Annotated in this window: 20 protein-coding genes; 8 read left to right on the forward strand and 12 right to left on the reverse strand. The window is 54.4% G+C overall.

The genetic code is table 11. The annotated features are described in order from the left end of the window. Positions 1 to 2 precede the first annotated feature (2 nt). Positions 3 to 1316, forward strand: a complete 1314-nt coding sequence (locus tag WFP70_RS21230) for a cytochrome c (protein ID WP_337024343.1) — start codon at positions 3 to 5, stop codon at positions 1314 to 1316. Between the two features lie 220 nt (positions 1317 to 1536). Here WFP70_RS21230 and WFP70_RS21235 read toward each other — a convergent pair whose 3' ends face one another. Further along, on the reverse strand, positions 1537 to 2001 hold the full coding sequence (locus WFP70_RS21235) for a heme-degrading domain-containing protein (protein WP_034830236.1): 465 nt from the start codon (positions 1999 to 2001) through the stop codon (positions 1537 to 1539). A gap of 93 nt (positions 2002 to 2094) precedes the next feature. Further along, complete coding sequence (locus WFP70_RS21240) at positions 2095 to 3108, reverse strand: LacI family DNA-binding transcriptional regulator (RefSeq protein WP_337024344.1); 1014 nt, start codon at positions 3106 to 3108, stop codon at positions 2095 to 2097. Positions 3109 to 3307: 199 nt separating this feature from the next. On the opposite strand from WFP70_RS21240, the gene WFP70_RS21245 reads away from it, so the two are divergent. Further along, positions 3308 to 4504 (forward strand): L-talarate/galactarate dehydratase, encoded by a 1197-nt coding sequence (locus WFP70_RS21245; RefSeq protein ID WP_337024369.1) that lies wholly within the window; start codon positions 3308 to 3310, stop codon positions 4502 to 4504. Here the strand turns inward: WFP70_RS21245 and clcA are convergent. Further along, positions 4501 to 5904, reverse strand: coding sequence for a H(+)/Cl(-) exchange transporter ClcA (gene clcA, locus WFP70_RS21250; protein WP_337024345.1), 1404 nt, complete (start codon positions 5902 to 5904; stop codon positions 4501 to 4503). The genes WFP70_RS21245 and clcA overlap by 4 nt on opposite strands. A gap of 100 nt (positions 5905 to 6004) precedes the next feature. Next, a complete protein-coding gene (locus tag WFP70_RS21255) occupies positions 6005 to 6352 on the reverse strand; it encodes a cupin domain-containing protein (RefSeq protein WP_337024346.1) in 348 nt (115 codons plus the stop codon). Positions 6353 to 6616: 264 nt separating this feature from the next. On the opposite strand from WFP70_RS21255, the gene glsB reads away from it, so the two are divergent. Then, the gene (gene glsB, locus WFP70_RS21260; protein ID WP_058962017.1) at positions 6617 to 7543 is read left to right on the forward strand and encodes a glutaminase B; all 927 of its coding nucleotides are present in this window, start codon (positions 6617 to 6619) and stop codon (positions 7541 to 7543) included. A 4-nt stretch (positions 7544 to 7547) separates the two neighbouring features. On the opposite strand, the gene WFP70_RS21265 is transcribed toward glsB, so the two are convergent. Then, on the reverse strand, positions 7548 to 8489 hold the full coding sequence (locus WFP70_RS21265) for a D-2-hydroxyacid dehydrogenase (protein WP_337024347.1): 942 nt from the start codon (positions 8487 to 8489) through the stop codon (positions 7548 to 7550). Between the two features lie 186 nt (positions 8490 to 8675). Between WFP70_RS21265 and WFP70_RS21270 the strand changes: the two genes are divergently transcribed. Together WFP70_RS21270 and WFP70_RS21275 are read left to right on the forward strand one after the other, a co-directional pair. Then, a complete protein-coding gene (locus WFP70_RS21270) occupies positions 8676 to 9092 on the forward strand; it encodes a DUF2946 domain-containing protein (RefSeq protein ID WP_097118729.1) in 417 nt (138 codons plus the stop codon). A 62-nt stretch (positions 9093 to 9154) separates the two neighbouring features. After that, the gene (locus WFP70_RS21275) at positions 9155 to 10912 is read left to right on the forward strand and encodes a DUF2534 family protein (protein WP_337024348.1); all 1758 of its coding nucleotides are present in this window, start codon (positions 9155 to 9157) and stop codon (positions 10910 to 10912) included. 43 nt (positions 10913 to 10955) lie between these two features. Here WFP70_RS21275 and ahr (WFP70_RS21280) read toward each other — a convergent pair whose 3' ends face one another. The 3 genes from ahr (WFP70_RS21280) to WFP70_RS21290 form a co-directional block, all read right to left on the reverse strand. After that, positions 10956 to 11972, reverse strand: a complete 1017-nt coding sequence (gene ahr, locus WFP70_RS21280) for an NADPH-dependent aldehyde reductase Ahr (RefSeq protein WP_337024349.1) — start codon at positions 11970 to 11972, stop codon at positions 10956 to 10958. Positions 11973 to 12228: 256 nt separating this feature from the next. Further along, on the reverse strand, positions 12229 to 13245 hold the full coding sequence (gene ahr, locus WFP70_RS21285; RefSeq protein ID WP_034830227.1) for an NADPH-dependent aldehyde reductase Ahr: 1017 nt from the start codon (positions 13243 to 13245) through the stop codon (positions 12229 to 12231). A 109-nt stretch (positions 13246 to 13354) separates the two neighbouring features. Then, positions 13355 to 13624, reverse strand: coding sequence for a hypothetical protein (locus WFP70_RS21290; protein WP_045813827.1), 270 nt, complete (start codon positions 13622 to 13624; stop codon positions 13355 to 13357). 288 nt (positions 13625 to 13912) lie between these two features. On the opposite strand from WFP70_RS21290, the gene WFP70_RS21295 reads away from it, so the two are divergent. From WFP70_RS21295 to WFP70_RS21305, 3 genes are all read left to right on the forward strand, one after another. Further along, positions 13913 to 14473: a hypothetical protein gene (locus WFP70_RS21295; RefSeq protein ID WP_058961989.1), complete on the forward strand. Its 561-nt coding sequence runs from the start codon at positions 13913 to 13915 to the stop codon at positions 14471 to 14473. A 114-nt stretch (positions 14474 to 14587) separates the two neighbouring features. Then, the gene (locus WFP70_RS21300; RefSeq protein ID WP_045834317.1) at positions 14588 to 15511 is read left to right on the forward strand and encodes an extracellular solute-binding protein; all 924 of its coding nucleotides are present in this window, start codon (positions 14588 to 14590) and stop codon (positions 15509 to 15511) included. Then, entirely contained in the window at positions 15511 to 16293 is a 783-nt protein-coding gene (locus tag WFP70_RS21305; protein WP_058961988.1) for a molybdate ABC transporter permease subunit, read from the forward strand. Before WFP70_RS21300 ends, WFP70_RS21305 begins: the two co-directional genes overlap by 1 nt. A 130-nt stretch (positions 16294 to 16423) precedes the next feature. Here WFP70_RS21305 and WFP70_RS21310 read toward each other — a convergent pair whose 3' ends face one another. The 4 genes from WFP70_RS21310 to WFP70_RS21325 all read right to left on the reverse strand — a co-directional run bounded on the left by WFP70_RS21310 (position 16424) and on the right by WFP70_RS21325 (position 20209). Then, the gene (locus tag WFP70_RS21310) at positions 16424 to 16897 is read right to left on the reverse strand and encodes a GlcG/HbpS family heme-binding protein (protein WP_337024350.1); all 474 of its coding nucleotides are present in this window, start codon (positions 16895 to 16897) and stop codon (positions 16424 to 16426) included. A gap of 86 nt (positions 16898 to 16983) precedes the next feature. Then, complete coding sequence (locus WFP70_RS21315) at positions 16984 to 17595, reverse strand: response regulator transcription factor (RefSeq protein WP_337024351.1); 612 nt, start codon at positions 17593 to 17595, stop codon at positions 16984 to 16986. 4 nt (positions 17596 to 17599) lie between these two features. Beyond that, positions 17600 to 18931 (reverse strand): sensor histidine kinase, encoded by a 1332-nt coding sequence (locus WFP70_RS21320; protein ID WP_337024352.1) that lies wholly within the window; start codon positions 18929 to 18931, stop codon positions 17600 to 17602. 150 nt (positions 18932 to 19081) lie between these two features. Further along, on the reverse strand, positions 19082 to 20209 hold the full coding sequence (locus WFP70_RS21325) for a VasL domain-containing protein (protein WP_337024353.1): 1128 nt from the start codon (positions 20207 to 20209) through the stop codon (positions 19082 to 19084).

A 20209-nucleotide genomic window follows, 5' to 3' on the forward strand; every position in this document is an offset into this window, starting at 1 on the left:
TCATGGCGAAGGCAAAGAAAATTACCTATACCCTCGCGGCGTTGGCCGTGGTCGCCGCCATTGGCGTGACCGGCAGAATGTGGGTGGTGATGGACAGCTCACGTTCAAATGTGGCTGATGATAAGGTCAGGTTAGCCGATTTCCACAGCAGTGATGCAGATGCCATTAAGCGTGGCGAGTATGTGATGCGCCTGGCGGATTGCGCGGCGTGCCACAACGCGGACTTTTCCGGCGGCTACAAGATCGACACCCCCTTTGGTGCACTGCAAACCTCCAACATTTCACCCGATCGTGAAACCGGCATCGGCAACATGACGGAGCACGATTTCTTTAATGCGGTCCGTCAGGGACGCGGCGAACACGGCTTCCTTTATCCTGCGATGCCTTACACCGCTTATACGCAGATGAGCGATGCCGACATGCACGATCTCTGGGCCTATTTCTCTGTGCAGAAGCCAGTGAAAAATGCCATCGACGAAAACGCAGGCATGAACTTCCCGTATAACATTCGTCTGGCGATGGCGGGTTGGAACCTGTTGTTCTTCGATAACAGTGCGTTCAAGCCTCAGAGTGCGCAGAATGATGCCTGGAACCGTGGTAAGTACATCGTTGACGGCCCCGCGCACTGTAGTGTGTGCCACACCGCACGTAATGCGTTAGGAGGAGAGATCAGCAGCCAGTATCTGCAAGGTGGCAACTTAGGGACATGGTATGCACCTGATATCTCGCCGAATCCTCATGCTGGCATCGGAAAATGGAGCGATGAGCAGATCGCGGATTACCTGAAAACCGGCTCCAACGGGGAGAGTGTTGCGGCCGGTCCGATGGCAGAAGCGGTTGAGCACTCAACGCAATATTTCAATGATCAGGACCTGAAAGCCATTGCCACCTATTTGCGCAGCCTGCCCGCTTCTGCAACGGCTAAGCCAACTGCATTTGTGATGGATAAGACGAAACACGATCAGGCGGCACTGCGCTATGAGGTGGACTGCTCAGCCTGCCATGGCTTGTCGGGAGAAGGTATCACGGGTATGGTGCCGGCTTTTGCGGGTAACACCGCGATGCAGAATGATCCTACCAACATGATCCATGCGCTGTTGGATGGAGCGCGAGCGCCGCACACCGAAGGACGCCCAACGTCTGCCGGTATGCCTGCCTTCTCATGGAAATTGAACGATCAAGAGATGGCAGATGTGCTCAACTACGTGCGCAATTCATGGGGCAACGAGGCTGCCGAGGTGAAAGCCAGCGATGTTGCCACGCTGCGCAAAGCCACAGATGCGGGGGATAAACTGAAACTACCAGCAGGGAAGTAACGGCTTCTCGTTGGTAATCAATGCGCCGCTATTCCTGTCTATGCAAAGAATAGCGGCGCAAACTTTCGGGGTTCACTTCAACTTTTGCGCCGCTTAGGTGCTCACTTACAGCAGGCTTTCTGTATCACTCCCCTCATCCAACAGTCATTAAACCGGAAGGCAATTTCGATAAACCGGCTTCCCAGTTTTGTGCACGCTGACGTCTCTCAATGGGGCGAGATTAGCGCAGCAGTTGGTTAATTCCCCACAGCGCTAACGCGTGATCGTCTTCTGAAGGTAAACCGCTGATGCTGACGGCACCGATGATCGCGCCCTGCGGGCTGAGCAGCGGGAAGGAGCCACCGTGATCGGTGTAATCTTCCTGGCGAATGTTACGCTGCTGCGCCATACGTTCGCCCTTCTGCTCATTAGCGAACCCTACATACATCGAAGAGTGGCCGGTCAACAGCACCGTGTTGCGTTTACGACGCATCCACTCCAGATTTTCGGGCGCGGAACCGGGTAACGCCGCCAGAAACAGCACCTGCCCAAAAGCATAAACTTCGATAGCAATAGGCGCATTCATTTCGCGGCCACGCTGTTGAATGCCTTGACCAATTTGCCAGGCCAAATCGAAATCAAACTGCGGTAAACGGTGCTCAGCTTCCTGCTGTAGCAGGGTTTCTAATGAAGGCAGTGCTGACATTGATAGGATCCTCTCAAAATGAAATTTATTTTCCACTTTTTATAACATGGAAAATATTTTTCGCATGTGATGAGGATCGCAGTTCAGTTTGGGTTAACCCGAATCACGCGACACCATGGTAAACCCCATATCAATAATCAGATTTTCCACCGTCTGATGTTGTAGACGCTTTAACAATTGCTCTGCAGCAAGTTCACCCATGCGGTGCCGGTCAATGCGAACCGTTGAAATCGCCGGATAATTTGCCGCTGCGAAATCCAGGTCGCCAAAACCAATCACCGCCAGCTGCTGCGGAATGCTTAAACCACGCGCCTGCGCCGCCATCAATGCGCCCTGCGCCAGCGTGTCTGAACTGCACACCAGCACATCGACATCCGGATGTTGCTCCAGCAATTGCGAACTGGCTTCGCGACCGCGTGCCATTAGCGCCGGGAGTTGAACGGGCACATCAGCCAGCGGTTCTATATCCAATGACATTAACGCATCCAGCAAGCCCTGTTTACGCTGCAATGCGCGGCGGTCATCTGTCCATATCAGACCCGGCTTTTGATAACCGCGCTCGGCAAGGTAGGTCGCAACGCGAGCACCGATTTTCTCATGAGAAAAACCCACCAGCATATCGATAGGCGTGGGCGTCATATCCCAGATTTCGACCACTGGAACGTTGGCTTGTAACAACACTTTTTTCAGCTGCACGCTGTGATGAATTCCGGTGAGCACGATGCCATCCGGGCGGCGAGACAACAGCGTGGCTACGGTTTCCGCTTCTGTTTCCGCTTCATAACCAGTGACACACAACAGCATGTGATAGCCCTGCGCACTCAGGCTGTCATTCAGGCTCTGAATGGTGTCCACGAACATGTTGTTATTGATTTGCGGCACCACAACGGCAATCAGGCGACTACGATTGCTCGCCAGACTGCCCGCTTGCGCGTTGGGAATGTAGCCGGTGGCGCTGATTGCCGCTTTGACTTTGGCGACAGTCGCCGGTCGAACCAGATGCGGGGAGTTGAGCGCGCGACTCACCGTCATCGGCGATATTCCCGCGACGCGGGCGACATCTTCCAGCGTAGGGGCAGCATTGCGCTCGGGGTTGCGTAGTTTCATGGCGGCTCAGGGTAGAAGCAGATAGCGCTAGCATAGCAGGCCGCCCTATCAAAGCCAGCGCAAAACGCTGCGAATGTTAGGGCTATCATTTAAATCCCCGAATTGTCCATTATGTGATCTGCTCTGCATTAAAGCTCAACGTTATTGGCGCATAGTCTTCTCCGATTCAAAATGTTAGCGCAATCATTTACAGGAGAACATCATGTCGAGTGTGAATTCCAGTGCCGTAAGCTATGCCAAAACAACAGGAGCCGGTAATGCCTCCGAGAGCGGTGACCGCATCGTTTGGGTCAATCTGTCACTGGCGTTTTTGCCGCTGGCCACGCCGGTGAGCGATGCCAAAGTGCTGACTGGACGCCAGAAGCCGCTGACAGAAGTGGCGATCATCGTGGCGGAGATCGAAACGCGTGACGGCTTTCAGGGCATCGGCTTCAGCTATTCCAAACGCGCGGGCGGCCAGGGCATTTACGCCCATGCTTGTGAAATTGCCGATGCGCTGATCGGTGAAGATCCCAACGACATCGACAAGATTTACACCAAACTGCTGTGGGCAGGCGCGTCCGTGGGCCGCAGCGGCATGGCGGTGCAGGCGATTTCACCGTTTGATATTGCACTTTGGGATATGAAAGCACGGCGTGCCCAATTACCCCTGGCAAAGCTGCTCGGCGCGCATCGTGATTCCGTGCAGTGCTACAACACTTCGGGCGGTTTCCTGCATACGCCGCTTGATCAGGTGATTAAAAATGTGGCTATCTCGCGTGAAAATGGCATTGGCGGCATCAAACTCAAAGTCGGCCAACCCAACACCGCTGAAGACTTGCGGCGCCTCACTGCGGTGCGTCAGACACTGGGCGATGATTTCCCGCTCATGGTGGACGCGAACCAGCAGTGGGATCGTGAAACAGCGATTCGCATGGGACGTAAGATGGAGCAGTTCAATCTGGTGTGGATCGAAGAACCGCTCGATGCCTATGACGTGGAAGGCCACGCAGCACTGACTGCCGCGTTAGATACGCCGATTGCCACCGGTGAGATGCTCACCAGCTTCCGTGAACATGAGCAACTCATCCTTGGCAACGCCAGCGACTTTGTGCAGCCGGATGCGCCGCGCGTGGGCGGTATTACGCCATTCCTGCAGATCATGGATTTAGCGGCGCGCCACGGACGTAAACTGGCACCACACTTCGCGATGGAGATTCACATTCATCTTGCCGCCGCCTATCCCATCGAACCCTGGCTGGAGCATTTTGAATGGCTCAACCCGCTGTTCAATGAGCAGTTAGAACTGCTTGACGGCCGTATGTTGATCTCCGATCGTCACGGCCTCGGCTTCAGTCTTAGCGAACAGGCGCGCCGCTGGACCACGCTGACGCACAGCGTGGGTAAACGTCCTTAGTGGATCTTTGCGCTGGCGTGACCGCTGAGCTGAGCCTTAGCCAGCGTGCGCGCCAGAATCGAAGAGTACAGCGGTTTTCCGCCAAAGAACTGTGCAGCAAGGGTTGCGCCCAGGCACGTGATGATCATCGGCAGAATCAGCTGATAGTTGTTGGTCATTTCCAGCACCAGCACAATGCCGGTTAAGGGCGCGCGCACCGAAGCGGCAAACAGTGCGCCCATGCCAGCCACGGCAAAGGTCGCGGCCTCCAGTTGATAACCGGGGAACCAGTGAATGCACAGTTGACCGAAACAGGTACCCAGCAAGGTGCCCAACGTCAGCATCGGCGCAAAGATCCCACCCGGCGCGCCTGAAGAAAAGCAGCAAATTGTCACCAATGTCCGCAGGACGAACAGACCGAACAAGGCCAGCGCGCTGTAACTTCCCGCTGAGAAATCGGGAATCAGCGTGATCCCCCCACTCACGGCAGCAGGCAGAAACAGGCCAAGCACACCACACAATCCCGCCAGCAGGCTGCCCCACATTACCCAGGCGGCAATACGGCCTTGATGTAATCGTTGAAACTGATCCTGCGCGAGAAATATCAGGCGGTTAAACGCCACACCGCAGCCGCCAAACAGGATGCCGAGCAACAGATAGAGCCAAAGCGTGTTGGTAGGCGCATCGCGCAACTGGCCGATGTTGATAATGGCTTCATTACCATTGCATAAACGAAATACAATGCTGGAAACGATCACGCCGACAAACACTGCTTTGATTGAAATCAGGCTGTAGCGAAACTGCGGACGCATCTCCTCAATAATAAACAGAATGCCTGCCAGCGGCGCATTGAAAGCCGCCGACAAACCCGCCGCTGCGCCAGTGGCGATTAAGGTATGCCGGGATTCAGACGACTTAACGCGGAACAGATCCAGACACATACCGCCAATATTGCCGCCGATCTGCACGGTTGGGCCTTCGCGCCCCAACACCATGCCTGAGCCCAGCGCTCCCATACCGCCAAGAAACTTCACCGGCAGCACGCGCCACCAGCGTACCGGACGCAGCTCTTCCAGTGCCCCTTCGATTTCGGGAATGCCTGAACCACCCGCTTCCGGCGCGAATCGCCGCACCAGATAATAACCAATGGCCCCCAATACAGCGGAAACCAGAAAAGCACACAGGACTTTTAAAATGGGATGCGTGACGGCGGTTTCCAGCCAGTTGAGGCGTAAATGCAGGATGAAATTGACCGCGCGGTCAAAAGCCACACCGACCAAACCGGTGAGCACACCGACCAGTGCGGCAAGCAACAATAAAGCCACGGGGGTTTTATCGCGGCGCAACAGCTTTTGCAGCAGCATAAAGCGCCCGGCGCGCATCGTATTCTCAGGCTGAGTGGCATTTTGCGAAACAGACATGCAGATCCTCAATTACATCAGCGCCGCATCTCCCGCGACGAAAAACCGTCAGCATAGCTAAAGCTGGCGAGAGCGTAACGCAATCATTGGCAACAGAATTTTACGGTTGGCTGGGCAGCTCTCCGTAATGCACCGCCAGCCATACCGTGGGGCCCTGGCTATCCGTCCAGCAAACGCGATGGCGGCAGCCTGCAGGAATATCGATGAAATCGCCGGGTAACAGTGTGCGCGCTTCGCTTTCGCCTTCCAACTGCAATCCAGCCGAACCCTGTAAAATCATCACCCATTCACCTTGTGTCTGGCAGTACCAGAAATCTGGCGGACTGGCCTGTCCGGTTGAAACGATACGTTCAATCAGTACATTGGGTTGTGACAGCAGTGCTTCGAAGGTTTCGGCGCTGCCGGTTTGCGCCGCAGACGGAAAATCACGCAACAGATTGGTGAACATGATATGAGCCCGATGTTTTTGCTGGATTTATGCACTGTAACGCAGGCTTCACCTGGAAGGCTCACAGAATTTTACCTCGCCCGTTGACGAGTTAGGGGCAAATCACCATGATCCTGGCCTTAAAGATCATGCTGTCCCTACTACCGCACTTCGATTGCCATTCTCTTGATTGCGCAGCTGATAGCGGTTTCATGACTGCAGATAGGCGCTATGTAACAAGCCGCAAACGTATTTGAAACGGAAAAACAAGAAAATTGGAGCCATCTGGTGTCAGAACTCACGAATGGATTGCTGGAAGAAATTGTCGCTGAAGTCCGTCCTTTAACGCGTCAGGGCAAGGTGGCGGACTACATTCCCGCATTGGCCGGTGTCGATGCCGATCAGCTCGGCATCGCCATTGTCACACCCGATGGTCAGCGCTTTCAGGCTGGCGATGCTTCCACGCGTTTTTCCATTCAGTCGATCTCCAAAGTGCTATCACTCACGGTCGCGTTGACGCTGTATGACGATGCCGAGATCTGGCAGCGTGTGGGTAAAGAACCTTCCGGTCAGGCGTTTAACTCGCTGGTGCAGTTGGAGCTGGAACAGGGCAAACCCCGCAATCCCTTCATTAACGCCGGTGCGCTGGTGATGTGTGACTTGCTGGAGAGTCGTTTAACTGCCCCGCGCCAGCGTATGCTGGAGATTGTGCGTCGTCTGGCTCAACAAAGTGACATCAACTATGACCGTGTTGTTGCGCGCTCTGAATACGAGCATTCGGCTCGCAATGCCGCGATTGCCTGGCTGATGAAGTCGTTTGGCAATTTTCACAATGATGTCAGCAAAGTGATGGAAACCTACTTCCATTACTGCTCGCTGTCGATGAGTTGTGAAGAGCTGGCGCGCACCTTCCTCTATCTCGCCAATCAAGGACGCAGCCAACACGATGAGTGGGCCGTGATTTCACCGCGTCAGGCCCGCCAGGTCAATGCGCTGATGATGACCAGCGGCATGTATGACGGCGCTGGCGAGTTCGCCTGGCGTGTAGGAATGCCCGCGAAGTCGGGTGTGGGCGGCGGCATTGTTGCAGTTATTCCCGGAGAGATGTGTATCGCGGTGTGGTCGCCGGCGCTGGATCACTCAGGCAACTCCCTGGCGGGCACCGCGCTGCTGGAGAAACTTACCGAGCGACTGGGTCGCTCGATTTTTTAAACGCTCAGCTCACCACATGTGATGGGGTGCCCTGAGCAAATCCCTCGAGATTAGCTTCAATACCGCGCAACAGATTGTTCACTCCCTGCTGGCTGGCCCAGGCGATGTGTGGTGTCAGCAGCAGGTTAGGAATTTCCGGTTGCAACAGCGGATGATCGGCTGCCGGTGGTTCACTGCTGAGCACATCCAGCGCTGCACCGGCAATCACACCCTGACGCAGCGCGTGGGCCAGTTCCGTTTCATTGATCAGTCCACCGCGTGCAGTGTTGATTAGCCAGGCTGACGGCTTCATCTGCGCCAGCGCCTGCAAATCGATTAACTGCTGAGTTTGCGGCGTCAGCGGGCAATGCAAGCTCAACACATCACTACGCGCCAGCACCTCTTCAAACGGAACATAACCAGCGCGCGGCGCTGAACTGCCTTTGCGGTCCGCGTAGAGTACCGTCATGCCGAGCGCTTCTGCCATCGCACCCACCGCGCTGCCGATGTCGCCTTTGCCGACAATCCCTAAGGTCGCACCGAAAATGTCCTGAATCGGCTGGCGATGCACACAAAAATGCGACGATGCAGGCCAGGCCGCGCGCGTGCTGTTGGCGTAATCCACCAGATGGCGACGCAGGGCAAATAAGGCGGCAATCACGCCTTCGGAGACGCTTCGCGTGGAGTAGCCGGGCACATTACTGACCACAATGCCGCGTTCACGACATGCATCCAAATCGATGCAGTCGTAACCCGTTGCCGCGACACAGATGTAGCGCAGATCCGGCAACTGTTTCAGTGTTTCCGCGCGCAGCGGCACTTTGTTGGTGATGGCAATCTGCGCGCCCTTTAAGGCAGAAATAATGTCGTGCTGTGCCGTTGTTCCACGAAAATCCCATTCCGTACACCACTCCGGGCGTGTCGGCGGTGTAGGCAGCGTATCACCATCCAGCATCACTATTTTCATCGCTTCTCCGTTTACATGTTTCCGCACTGTTCTCATCAGGTTGCATTTAGGTTAACAAATACAGCGCGGAAAGTGACTTTTTTCAAAAGGTGCGAATTTTTTCTAAATTAGCCTGAGTTTCTGTAACCCTTCTGCGGCAATGGCGTTACACTTCGGCCTCATTTGTTGAATCATTTCGTCGCCGCCATGACCTTTTCACATCAACTTCGCCAGCGCCTGACTGCCTGTATCGCCATCCTGGCGGTGCTGCTGCTGTTTGTCGCGCCGATCGTATCGAAGTCGTTGATGGAACGGCAAAGCCGCATGATGGATATGCCATCCCACGGCATGACGTCTGAAATGTCGATGCATCATCACGAAATGATGATGGATATGGCGATGCCGGGCATGGACCATCACATGATGGAAGACGGTGAATTCGCCTGCGGCTACTGTGACCTGCTGGTGCATGTGCCGTTGATGATGTGGGTGTTTATCCCCTTCATCTGGCTGATGATGGTGATTTCTCGCGCCCCACCGCTGCCGCCTCTGCAGGCTCCGGTGATCCGACGCTTTAGCCCAACACACCGTCCGCGTGCGCCGCCTGCTGTTCTCTCCTGCTGATAACATCATTAACGACGCACCTTTTTGCGTCACGGCATTCTCTAACCGGAAGGAAGACGGCTTTGTCTGCTGCTCACTCTGCAGCACCGCGTGGTGCGGTGCTTAATCTACTTCGTCGCTTACATTTTTATATTGGCCTGTTTGTCGCGCCCTTTATTTTTGTCGCGGCACTCAGCGGCACGCTCTATGTGCTGACGCCACAACTGGAAAACGTCATCTACTCCGATGCGTTAACGGCACAACCCAATGGCCCTGCCCAGCCACTGTCTGCGCAAATCAGCGCGGCACGCGCCTACGCAGGTGAGAAACAGCACATTTACGCTGTGCGGCCTGCGCCAGGCGCAACGGATACCACTCGCGTACAGTTCAGCGATGCCTCACTGGGTGCTTCGCAGTCTCGCGCAGTGTTTATCGACCCTTATAGCCTGAAAGTTAAAGGCGATATGACGGTGTACGGCACCAGCGGTGTACTGCCGTTGCGTACCACGCTTGATCTGCTGCACAGCAGTCTGCTGTTGGGTGATTTTGGCCGCAACTACAGCGAGCTGGCGGCGTCCTGGTTGTGGGTCGCCGCGCTGGGTGGCGTGGTGCTGTGGCTGGGCACACGCCCGAAACGTAAGCTGAAAGCCGCGCGCAAGGGATTCGCCTTTAGCCGTCACTGGCATATCACGCTAGGTCTGACGCTGGTGCTGGGATTGGTATTCTTCTCCGCCACCGGTTTAACCTGGTCGCAGTGGGCGGGTAATAATATTGACCGCTGGCGTACGGAGTTGAACTGGCTGACACCACAGGTCAACACCTCACTCAATGGCGATACGGCGCCCGCCGATCCTCATGCTGACCATCACAGCATGCCAGGCATGCCTGATATGGATATGTCGAATATGGACATGTCCAGTATGTCGATGTCATCAATGGCAAAACCGGTTGCGCAGCCCGCGAAGCCGATGCCCAACAACCAGCCGGACAGCGATTGGGATCGCGTACTCAGCGCCGCCCGTCAGGATGGATTGAGCGCCAGTAAGCTGGAGTTACGTCAGCCGAAAAGCGCGGACAAAGCATGGGCAGTAACCGAAATCGATCGAAGCTGGCCAACCCGGGTTGATGCGGTTTCCGTGAATCCGCAAGACTTCACGATTGTTGATCACGTCTATTTCGCCCAGTTCCCACTGGTGGCAAAACTGACGCGCTGGGGCGTGGATGCGCATATGGGCGTGCTGTTTGGCTTGCCCAACCAACTGTTGCTGGCGTTCTTTGGACTCGGTTTATGCACGATGATCGTGCTGGGTTATCGCATGTGGTGGGCTCGCCGTCCGCAACAGGCGGAAGCCAGCCCGGCGAAAACGTTAACGGAGACCTGGCTTGCTATACCGCACTACAGTAAAGGCACCTGCCTGATGATAGCGTTAGCGCTGGGTTATGCGCTGCCGGTGATGGGCGTAAGCCTGCTGGCGTTTTTGCTGATCGACGTTTTGCGCTGGCGTAAACAGCAACGTGTTCCGATGACCGAAGCGGAGATTCTGGCGTCGCAGCAGTCACCGCTTGGCATTATTCGCGCTCGCTTTACGGTGAAGCGCAAGGAGATGCGTAACTTCCTGCGCGGCGTGTGCATTCTGGCGGTGATTGTCGTTTCGGTGATGAGCAATGCGATTATTGGCGGAGTGATCGATCAATACGGTATCCCTTTTAGCCACTGGTCATTGACGATGTACATCACGCAGGGGTTGATGATTGCCTTATACAGCGCAGTGTTCACCGCACTGATGTCGATTCCGTTGTGGTATTTCTTCCTGGGCGAAAGCGATCCACAAGGTAAATAAGGGTTGGTGCGCAAGGATGCGCACCTCATCTCGTCTGCGAATCTTAAAAGTCTGCCTTGAGTACCACGCGATAATGGGCTTTTCCCGCTCTCACATGTTCTAACGCGGCATTGACCTGCGACATCGGAAATACCTCCACCTGTGGAGCGATATCCACGCGGGCGGCTAACTTGAGCAAGGTACGTAACTGAGCGGGAGAACCGGTTGAAGATCCGGTTAGCGCACGATCGCCGACAATCAAACTGAACGCCGGAACCTCAAACGGCTTCATCACCGCGCCCACCGTGTGGAACTTGCCTTGTCGCGCCAGTGCCTGGTAGTAGGGCTTCCAGTCTAAATCCACGGCAACGGTGCTGATGATCAGATCAAACTGACCAGTTAATGCATTCAGGGCTTCCGCATCGCGGCTGTTTACCACCCGATTGGCGCCCATCGCCAGAATGGAGTCGGTTTTGCTGGCATTGGAGCTGAAGGCGGTGACTTCCGCGCCCATCGCACGCAGCAGCTTAACCGCCATATGCCCTAGTCCACCAATTCCAATCACGCCCACACGACTGGTGGCATTGATGTTGTGCATCAGCAGCGGTTTGAACACGGTGATGCCACCACACAGCAACGGACCTGCAGATGCCAGATCCAGCGTCTCGGGCAGCGGGATCACCCATTGCCAGTTGGCGCGCAGATGGCTGGCAAAACCGCCGCGGTTATTGATGGTGGAGACTTTGCCATTTTCGCAGTTCACCTGATCGCCTGCGATGCAGGCATCACAGTGATGGCAGCTTTTTGCCGTCCAGCCGATACCGACGCGTTGCCCGATGCTGAGCCCTTTGTTTTGCGCCGCCTCTCCCAGCGCCGCCACGCGACCAATCACTTCATGTCCGGCAATCAACGGATAACGTGAACCGCCCCACTCGTTATCGATCATCGACAAGTCGGAATGGCACACGCCGCAGTAATCGACTTCAACCTGTACGTCTTCCGCTGCCAGCGGGCCGGCATCATATTCATAAGGCACTAACGCCTCACCCGCTTGCAGAGCGGCATAGCTGGAAATCTTCATCGCTGTCCTCGGAGTTTTGCTCGATAGAGCATCAGAGTAGCAAAGTGATGAGCAATATAATGCTGAATAATCAGGTTATTAGTAAGGGGAATGCTGTTTGGAAGGACGATGCAGCTTAAGAATGGAGGGGCGAAGAATCGGTGCGCACGATGCGCACCGCAAGACTCAATGTCGGCATGGCTGCACTGCAACGTAAAGTCGGACCCTCATCTGACATTGAAGTTGCAAGGGCATGGCTGCCGACCCTATCACCATGTTAGAAATCCGCTTTCAGCACTACGCGGTAATTCGCTTTACCGGCGCGGACATGATCCAGCGCGTCGTTGATTTTCGACATCGGGAACGCTTCTACCGTTGGCGCAACGTCAGCACGCGATGCCAGTTTCATTAACGAACGCAACTGGCCCGGAGAACCGGTGGATGATCCTGTCACGGCACGGTCGCCCATGATCAGGCTGAAAGCGGGGACTTCAAAGGGCTTCATCACGGCACCCACGGTGTGGAATTTACCGTGCGGTGCTAACGCCTGGAAGTACGGCTGCCAGTCGAGGTCTACTGCAACGGTACTGATGATCAGATCAAACTGGCCTGCCAGCGCGTTCAATGCCTGCGGGTCGCGGCTATTCACCACGCGGTCGGCACCCATCGCCAGGATGGATTCGGTTTTACTGGCGTTGGAACTGAACGCGGTCACTTCCGCACCCATAGCACGCAGCAGTTTGATCGCCATATGACCAAGGCCGCCGATGCCGATCACGCCCACACGACTGGTGGCATTGATGTTGTGCATCAGCAGCGGTTTGAACACGGTAATACCGCCGCACAGCAGTGGGCCGGCAGTGGTGATATCCATTGACTCTGGCAGCGGGATCACCCATTGCCAGTCAGCACGCAGATGGCTGGCGAAACCACCTTTATTCATGATGGTGGGTACAGAACCGTTTTCGCAATTGACCTGCTCGCCGTTGATACAGGCATTACAGTGCTGGCAGCTTTTCGCTGTCCAGCCAATGCCCACACGCTGACCGACTTTCAGTCCTTTATTCTGTGCGGCTTCACCTAATGCACTGATGCGGCCAATCACTTCATGGCCCGCGATCACCGGGAAGGCTGAGATGCCCCACTCGTTATCAATCATCGACAGGTCAGAGTGGCAAACGCCACAGTAATCGACCTCAACCTGTACCTCTTCAGCTGCCAGCGGACCGGCCTCATACTCAAAAGGCACCAGCGCTTCGCCTGCGTTCATCGCGGCATAACTTTTGATTTTCATTACTGTCCTCTGTTTCAGCGTTTTGACGCTCTAGTTTAGCAGAGCGTACGCCAGGATTATGACGATAAATCAAACGATTATCCGCGATTCGTCAGAAAAGCATTTAGGGTTAAAGCGGATCGTGATTCAGTGGGCTGCGAAAAGCATGCCTCGCTGCTTCAATCAGTTGGCTGGCGGTGATTGTCGGCGGTAAACGCATCAGCACCTTGCTCGCTTGCCAATAGCACAGCACCATCTCTTCATCTGTCTCGCTTTCGGCCATCTCACGTAGCCGTCTGCGCAGGCTGACCACATCCAACGTTTGCTGCTCATCCACCATCTCCGCAATGGTCTGATTGATCACCTGATGGATGATTTTCCAGGATATTTCGGCAAACACATTGAACCTCGTTGCGTATCTATCGGCTCCAGGCAAATGAATAAACCGTGCGGCGCTGACCGCACAAAAAGAGAACAAAGCTGGCATAACTATAGCCGTTTATTTTCTGAGCAAAGGCGGAAACAGCGGACATTCTTGTAGTTAACGGATCTATAAAATGATTTTTATTTTGCGTCATGCTGTCGACCGCAATTGTCCTTGTAACAAAAAAGCATAAACCTAAGCTGGCTGTCGTCGTCGGGCTTTGCCAAAGTAGTACAACGTTTAACCTCGCAACAGGGAATGAATATGAGTCAAACCACCGTGTTACACGCCGATCCATTGATCTGGGGCCACGGCCCCAAAGTGTTTGAAGTGTTTCTTGAACCCACCTGTCCGTTCTCAGTCCGTGCCTTTAATAAACTGGATGCGCTGCTGGCATTGGTGGGGGAAGATAAAATGACGCTAAAGATTCGGCTGCAATCCCAGCCGTGGCATATGTATTCCGGGCTGATCGTTCGTTACATCCTCGCCGCTTCCACTTTGCCTGAGGGCAAAGCTGCTGCAAAACGCGTGCTGCAGGCGGTCGCCGATCATCGTGAAGAGTTTGAGTTCACCGATCACAGTCATGGGCCGAACATGGACGCCACACCGCACCAAATTCTTGATCGTTTGCAACAATATAGCGGTATCGATGCCCATGCGCCGTTCCTGCGCGCCGAGCTGCAAAATGAAATCAAGTGGCACTGCAAGTATTCGCGCCAGAACGGTATTCACGTCTCACCCACCTTTATCACCAACGGTCTGGTGCAGTTGGATATGGGTAGCGGTGATGATATTGAATCCTGGGCTCAGCGCATTCTCGCCTGATGTCGTCAGCCCGCTCCGGCGGGCTATCCCCATATTTCGCAACAGATTTCAGCTTGCACTGATTGCACAATTTCCGATAATCGTTATCTACCTAATTATATAGCGAGAAAGGGAATGCAAGTCAGATACCTCACAGCATTGATGTTAACCGCCGCCGCGGGCCTCAGCCTGCAAGCACAAGCCAGTACCGATATTCGCGTAACTTATGCTGGTTCGATGGGAAAAGTGATGGACCAGTCTTTAGGTCCAGCCTTTGCCAAACAGAACGACGGAAAATATGAAGGGCAAGGCCAGGGTGCATACGGCATGGCACGTCTGCTGGCGAGTAAAAAAATCACCGCTGACGTGTTCGTCTCCATCACGCCTGGCCCGATGCAGATTTTGAAAGATGCAGGATTGATTGATGATGCCGTACCGGTTGCCAGCACTAGCATGGTGGTGGCGTACAGCCCGAAAGGCAAATTTGCCCAGCAGTTCGCACAGGCTAAAGGCGCAGATGCCAGTTGGCTGAAAGTGCTGGCCACGCCGGGAATTAAATTCGGTCGCACCGATCCGATTAACGATCCAAAAGGCCAGAACATTATCTTTACCCTGCTGCTGGCTGAGAAGTATTACAAGCAGCCGGGCATCGCCGATAAAATTCTTGGTGGCTACCAAAACCCTGCTCAGACCCATCTTGAAGGTGGCCTGCTGGCTCGTCTGGAGAGTGGTCAGGTCGATGCCGCGGCAGGTTATGAGAGTGAAGTGATATCCGCGCATCTGCCTTATGTGGCGCTGCCGGATGAGATCAACCTGAGCAACCCAGACATGGCAAAACAGTGGTATGACACTGTCAGCTTCAGCGTCAAAGACAGCGCTGGCAAAGATAAAGTGCTGCACACTCAACCGCTGGTTTACTACGCAGCCGTGCTGAAAAACGCTCCGCACGGTGCGGCGGCGGGTAAAGCCTTTGTCGATTTCATGCTGAGTAAGCCAGGTCAGGCGCTGTTTAAACAGAATGGCTACGCCGCGCCGAAAGGCGGAGCTGTTTATCAGTAATGAAGACCGGTCACGCCACCGCGCTTTGGTTGTCACTGCCAGCACTGATGTTGCTGGCCGTGCCATTCGTCACCCTGATTGGTGTCACTCAATGGCAGCACATGCACCTTGCCTGGGGCGATGGGAGTGCCATCTCCACCTCTTTGGGATTGGGCGCGATTGCGCTGCTGTTGATCTTTATCAGCGGATTGCCGGTGGCGTGGTGGTTGTCGCAGGCAAAGGGTCGTGCGCGCGCCATTGTGGAACTGTTGGTGATGATTCCATTACTGACGCCTCCGCTGGCAATGGGGATTTTACTGGTGAGCGCTTACGGACCTTATAGTGTTCCGGGGGAATTACTGGGGAAATTTGGCTGGACGCTGGTTAACAATCCTGCCGCGTTTATTCTGGCGCAATGGTACGGCGCACTGCCCTACTTCATTACCACTGCGCGTTCCGCTTTTGCGGGCGTTCCGCAGGATATTCTGGATGCCGGTCGTACCTTAGGTGCCTCACCGTGGCAAGGATTTTGGCGTTTGTCGGTTCCGCTGGCCGCGCCGGGTTTGGCCTCTGCAACAGCTTTGGCGTGGGTGCGCGCCATGGGTGAGTTCGGCATTGTCATGATTTTCGCCTATTTCCCTCAGGGCATGCCGGTTCAGCTTTATAACAATCTGCAAAATGACGGCGTCGATGCGGTGTACGTACTGCTGTGGTTGCTGCTGTTGTTTACCTTACCGGTGCCGCTGCTGTGTTTTGTGGCGTCAAGACGCGTACGTTATGGCAGTTCATCAGTGGAGTCATAGCGCGGCAGGGAAACCGATATTCCGTAGCGGGTGGCCTGCAGGACGTGCCCTGGCTATGTTGGACAGGCTAATTGAAATGACACGACAGACCATGTGCTTGATGGGCGCAATATATTGCGCCCATCATGACTTAATCAATCGCTTTCAATGCATCCAGCGCGCAAGCCTCATCAAGATTACCGCCCGGCGCACCACCGACACCAATCGCACCAATCACCTGATTACCACTTTTTACCGGCACGCCACCGGCTAACAGCAGAAAGCCTGGTACGTCACGCATATTCTGCGCGCCTGGATTGTTCTGTGCCGTTTCCATCACTTTGCCACTCAGATTCCTGGTACTCAACGCGGTGTAGGCCTTCATACGGCTCGCTTCTACGGTGTGCGGACCGGCATTGTCCATACGCTGTACCGCAGTCACTAAACCTGCGCGATCTACTACTGTCACGGTGACATTGTAATTTTTTGCTGCGCAGGACTGAATAGCTGCGCTGGCCAGTTTTTGCGCCTCAGCCAATGACAGATTGAATTCAGTCACGGCGGCCTGGCTGCCAAAAGAAACAAATGCCGCCGCAGCAGCAATCAAAGAAAGGCGAATAGTCATGTGTCACTCCTGAGTTATGTTAGGTGACACTGTAAAATGAGAGCAGGTTAATAAATATTCGGGTGGTCACGCGTTCTGCCAGGTAGTTATACCTGGTTAAGTTGCTGCCAGGCGTGAATCAGTTGCGCAAGATTGTCCATTTCCAGTTTAGTCAGAACTGCGGCGCGATGGGCTTCAACCGTTCGTGGTGACAGCGATAAATCACGCGCTATCTCTTTGCTGGTCTGCCCGGCAATCATCAGTTGCATCACTTCGTTTTCACGCACCGACAACAATGCAAAACGCGACTGCAAAATCTGTTGCGCCTGCCAGCGCTGCGCGCGCTGTCCACTTTCATGCATTGCCTGGTGCACGCTTTCCAGCAACGGTTCAATCTCTAACGGTTTGGTGTAAAACTCGAAAGCCCCCTGACGGAACGCACGGCGACAGGCTTCAATCGTGCCATGACCGGTAATGATGATCACCGGCAGCAGCGGATGCCTTACGCCCTTCTCTGCCAACCAGCTAAGGCCACTGATGCCCGGCATGCGGACGTCCAGCAACAAACAGCCGCGCAGCGGTTCCTGCGCTGACGTAGCCGCCTCAAATGAGGCCAAATCAGCAAAGTCGGCAACGTCATATTCCAGCGTTCTCAAGAGAAAACCCAATGATTCACGCACCGACAAATCATCATCCACTAACCAAACTTTTGCGCTCATTCCGTTACTCCGCCAGTGGGAAAATTAGGGTGATTTCCGCGCCGCCTTCGGCGCGGTTTGCCAGCCGCAGCTGGCCATTCATGCGTAACATCAAGCTCTCAACCAGCGTCATGCCAAGCCCCATGCTTTCTGGTCGCGAGCTGTAAAACGGCATACAGGCCTGCGCTAATCCTTCGACAGAAAAGCCTGGTCCGTTATCACTGATGATGATTTTAATCTCGTGCGCCAGGCGTTCTGAAGTGATAGCCACCCACGCATCCACCTGCCCTTGCTGCATGTGGATCGCATTTTGTAGCAGATTGTGAAAGACCTGTTCGAGCCATTGTTCGTCGCCGATAACGCGCGCGTGGTCATGCTGAAACTGCTGATGAAGCACCACACCGCCCGCATCCAGTTCTTGTTGTAATAGCACCGTGACTCGCCGCCATGTTGATTCAACACCGATCGCAGTCATTGCCACCGGGCGTTCGCTGACAATGTCGCGAAAACGTTGCAGCAATCCGGCCAATCGTTCAGTTTGTAAACTGATGGCACCGAGTGTCTGCGGCAGGCTATCGTGTTTGCCTTGCTTAAGCAGCAGCTGGCTGGTGTGTAACCACGTGTTAATCGCGGTGAGCGGCTGGTTAATTTCATGGATGATACCCGCCGTGAATTCACCCAAAGATTCACGCCGCGTGCGCTGGAAATAGTCAGCCCGCAGACGCATTTCGACGTTTTGTCGCCAGTGACGCAATAATTCCCAACCGAGAAAACCGATGATGAGCCACAACATCAACGCCAGCAGGGGCGGAGCGACATGCAGCGCACGCCAATCAGGATTCGCGCTGCCTTTAATCAGAAAAGGTTGGTAGAGGTTGATAAACGGACGCTGCCATTGCCATCGCGCCGTTTCAGAATAGGCCGAAGTTGATATTGCGGGCTGAGCATGAATATGAAATGCAAGTGCCAGCCCGACCTCTGGAGCTTGCACGGCAAAATGCAAATCCACCAGCATGCGGAATTGTCGATAGGGGTTATACAGCCAGTAACGTCCTTCGCTGGCATCTTCAAACCGCGGGCCGGTTAGCGGCCTGTTCTGTGTGTGCTCAAGCTGCACGATTTGTGGAAATTTCTTCTGCAATTCAGTGAGGTTTTCATCACCCGTCAATAATGGCAACAGAGTTTCATTCTGCGTTAAATAGGCCGCAATACGACTGAACTGCTTATGGAATTCCGCTTCACGCGTGCGCCGTTGATCCAGGATTTGTTCGGCAAGTAATGCGAACAAAGTCACCAGCGTGAGAAGTAGCCAGACCAGCCAATACCTTTTCATCCATGGGCGGTAAGTGTGAGGCATAGTTTTCCGTTGTTAAAGCGATAAAAAAGCCCTCCGGGTCAGGAGGGTTGTCGATACTGCACCAGCATCCATTCATGGTTTTGCAACGTTGTAACCTGCCCACCCATTGGATTCAATCAGTTTTACTGGTTTAGCGCTGATTTCAGAAGTCTACCTGGTACGACTTTGATTTAGATTGGCTTTTTCCCGATCGGTGAGCGACTCTGCGTGATCCTGTTGTATGAGTTGATAACGAAACATCAGCTGTTTTAACAGTAATCCCGTCTGTGTTTGTTCGCTCAGCTGATCACCATTACCCTCGGCATAACGTCGAAGTTGCTCTTCAACCGGAATCTGCTGGTTAAAGGCCTGCATCGCGGAAAAAATCCCCGTTTTAAGCTCACTCACCGTGAGATATTTCCCTTTAGTTTTATCTAGTCCATTGAGTTGTTCAGCCATATTTTCCAACTGCGCCATACCACGATGCCAGCTCTGTAATTTTTCCAACGATATCGCTTGTTTCTCTCTGCGCTGTTGTTCGAGCAAGGCTTGAGAGGCCATCAAGTGCTGATGCTGTTCGTATCGATACCAACTGCCACAGACAAAGACTAAAACGCCAGCCAGTAAGGCACAGCAGGCCCCACTCACAAATGATTTTAATGATGATGCCGCTGTGGGCGCGTCTTGCTGCTCATCCGCATCAGGATAGACCACATAAACGCGAGCCGGATCGCTGTGGTGTTCACTGTTGAGTGCTGCCGGAATAAGCTGTACCGGAGAGGGCAGTCTTTCTTGAAGCTGCGTTATGGAGTGTTTGACCTGATGCAATAACGTATTGGCCTGCGCGAATTCCCTGATACCAAAACGTAACAACGCTTCACGCAGGGATATCAGCAACCGCTCCGTTTCTAATAGCTGCGCCGCCATCTCGCTGCCCACCACCTGCCAGCCACGGTAAAGACTTTGCAGACGTCGAAACATCACGCTGAGGATATCGGCGCGCGCATCAATCGCCAGCGGCCAGAAAATCGACCACTGATGTACCACCAGCGCGTCAATCAGATTCAAGCCTTCATTGAGCCCCCTCAAACCCGCGTTGTTGGCACGCGCCAAAGTGAACCAGGCCGCACTCTGCAACTCCAGTCCATTTTGTTCAAACAACCCCAGCGTGAGTCTCTCCACTTTGCCCCAATCAACATCGGGCCGGGCGGGATGCGTCAGCTTACTCATCTCTTCCCGCAACTGGGAATAGCCTGGTAAGGTGCGCGGATCTGCACCGGTTTTAATCACCTGATTCAT

The sequence above is a fragment of the Pantoea sp. USMM079 genome (assembly GCF_037153115.1).
Taxonomy (GTDB): domain Bacteria; phylum Pseudomonadota; class Gammaproteobacteria; order Enterobacterales; family Enterobacteriaceae; genus Pantoea; species Pantoea communis.

Coding starts and splice junctions, on each gene's coding strand:
- WFP70_RS21265 (WP_337024347.1), bottom strand. CDS start 8,489: ATGAAAATAGTGATGCTGGATGGTGATACGCTGCCTACACCGCCGACA.
- WFP70_RS21255 (WP_337024346.1), bottom strand. CDS start 6,352: ATGTTCACCAATCTGTTGCGTGATTTTCCGTCTGCGGCGCAAACCGGC.
- ahr (WP_034830227.1), bottom strand. CDS start 13,245: ATGAAAATCAAAAGTTATGCCGCGATGAACGCAGGCGAAGCGCTGGTG.
- WFP70_RS21315 (WP_337024351.1), bottom strand. CDS start 17,595: ATGAGCGCAAAAGTTTGGTTAGTGGATGATGATTTGTCGGTGCGTGAA.
- clcA (WP_337024345.1), bottom strand. CDS start 5,904: ATGTCTGTTTCGCAAAATGCCACTCAGCCTGAGAATACGATGCGCGCC.
- WFP70_RS21235 (WP_034830236.1), bottom strand. CDS start 2,001: ATGTCAGCACTGCCTTCATTAGAAACCCTGCTACAGCAGGAAGCTGAG.
- WFP70_RS21270 (WP_097118729.1), top strand. CDS start 8,676: ATGACCTTTTCACATCAACTTCGCCAGCGCCTGACTGCCTGTATCGCC.
- WFP70_RS21230 (WP_337024343.1), top strand. CDS start 3: ATGGCGAAGGCAAAGAAAATTACCTATACCCTCGCGGCGTTGGCCGTG.
- WFP70_RS21310 (WP_337024350.1), bottom strand. CDS start 16,897: ATGACTATTCGCCTTTCTTTGATTGCTGCTGCGGCGGCATTTGTTTCT.
- WFP70_RS21305 (WP_058961988.1), top strand. CDS start 15,511: ATGAAGACCGGTCACGCCACCGCGCTTTGGTTGTCACTGCCAGCACTG.
- WFP70_RS21240 (WP_337024344.1), bottom strand. CDS start 3,108: ATGAAACTACGCAACCCCGAGCGCAATGCTGCCCCTACGCTGGAAGAT.
- WFP70_RS21320 (WP_337024352.1), bottom strand. CDS start 18,931: ATGCCTCACACTTACCGCCCATGGATGAAAAGGTATTGGCTGGTCTGG.
- WFP70_RS21325 (WP_337024353.1), bottom strand. CDS start 20,209: ATGAATCAGGTGATTAAAACCGGTGCAGATCCGCGCACCTTACCAGGC.
- WFP70_RS21295 (WP_058961989.1), top strand. CDS start 13,913: ATGAGTCAAACCACCGTGTTACACGCCGATCCATTGATCTGGGGCCAC.
- WFP70_RS21300 (WP_045834317.1), top strand. CDS start 14,588: ATGCAAGTCAGATACCTCACAGCATTGATGTTAACCGCCGCCGCGGGC.
- ahr (WP_337024349.1), bottom strand. CDS start 11,972: ATGAAGATTTCCAGCTATGCCGCTCTGCAAGCGGGTGAGGCGTTAGTG.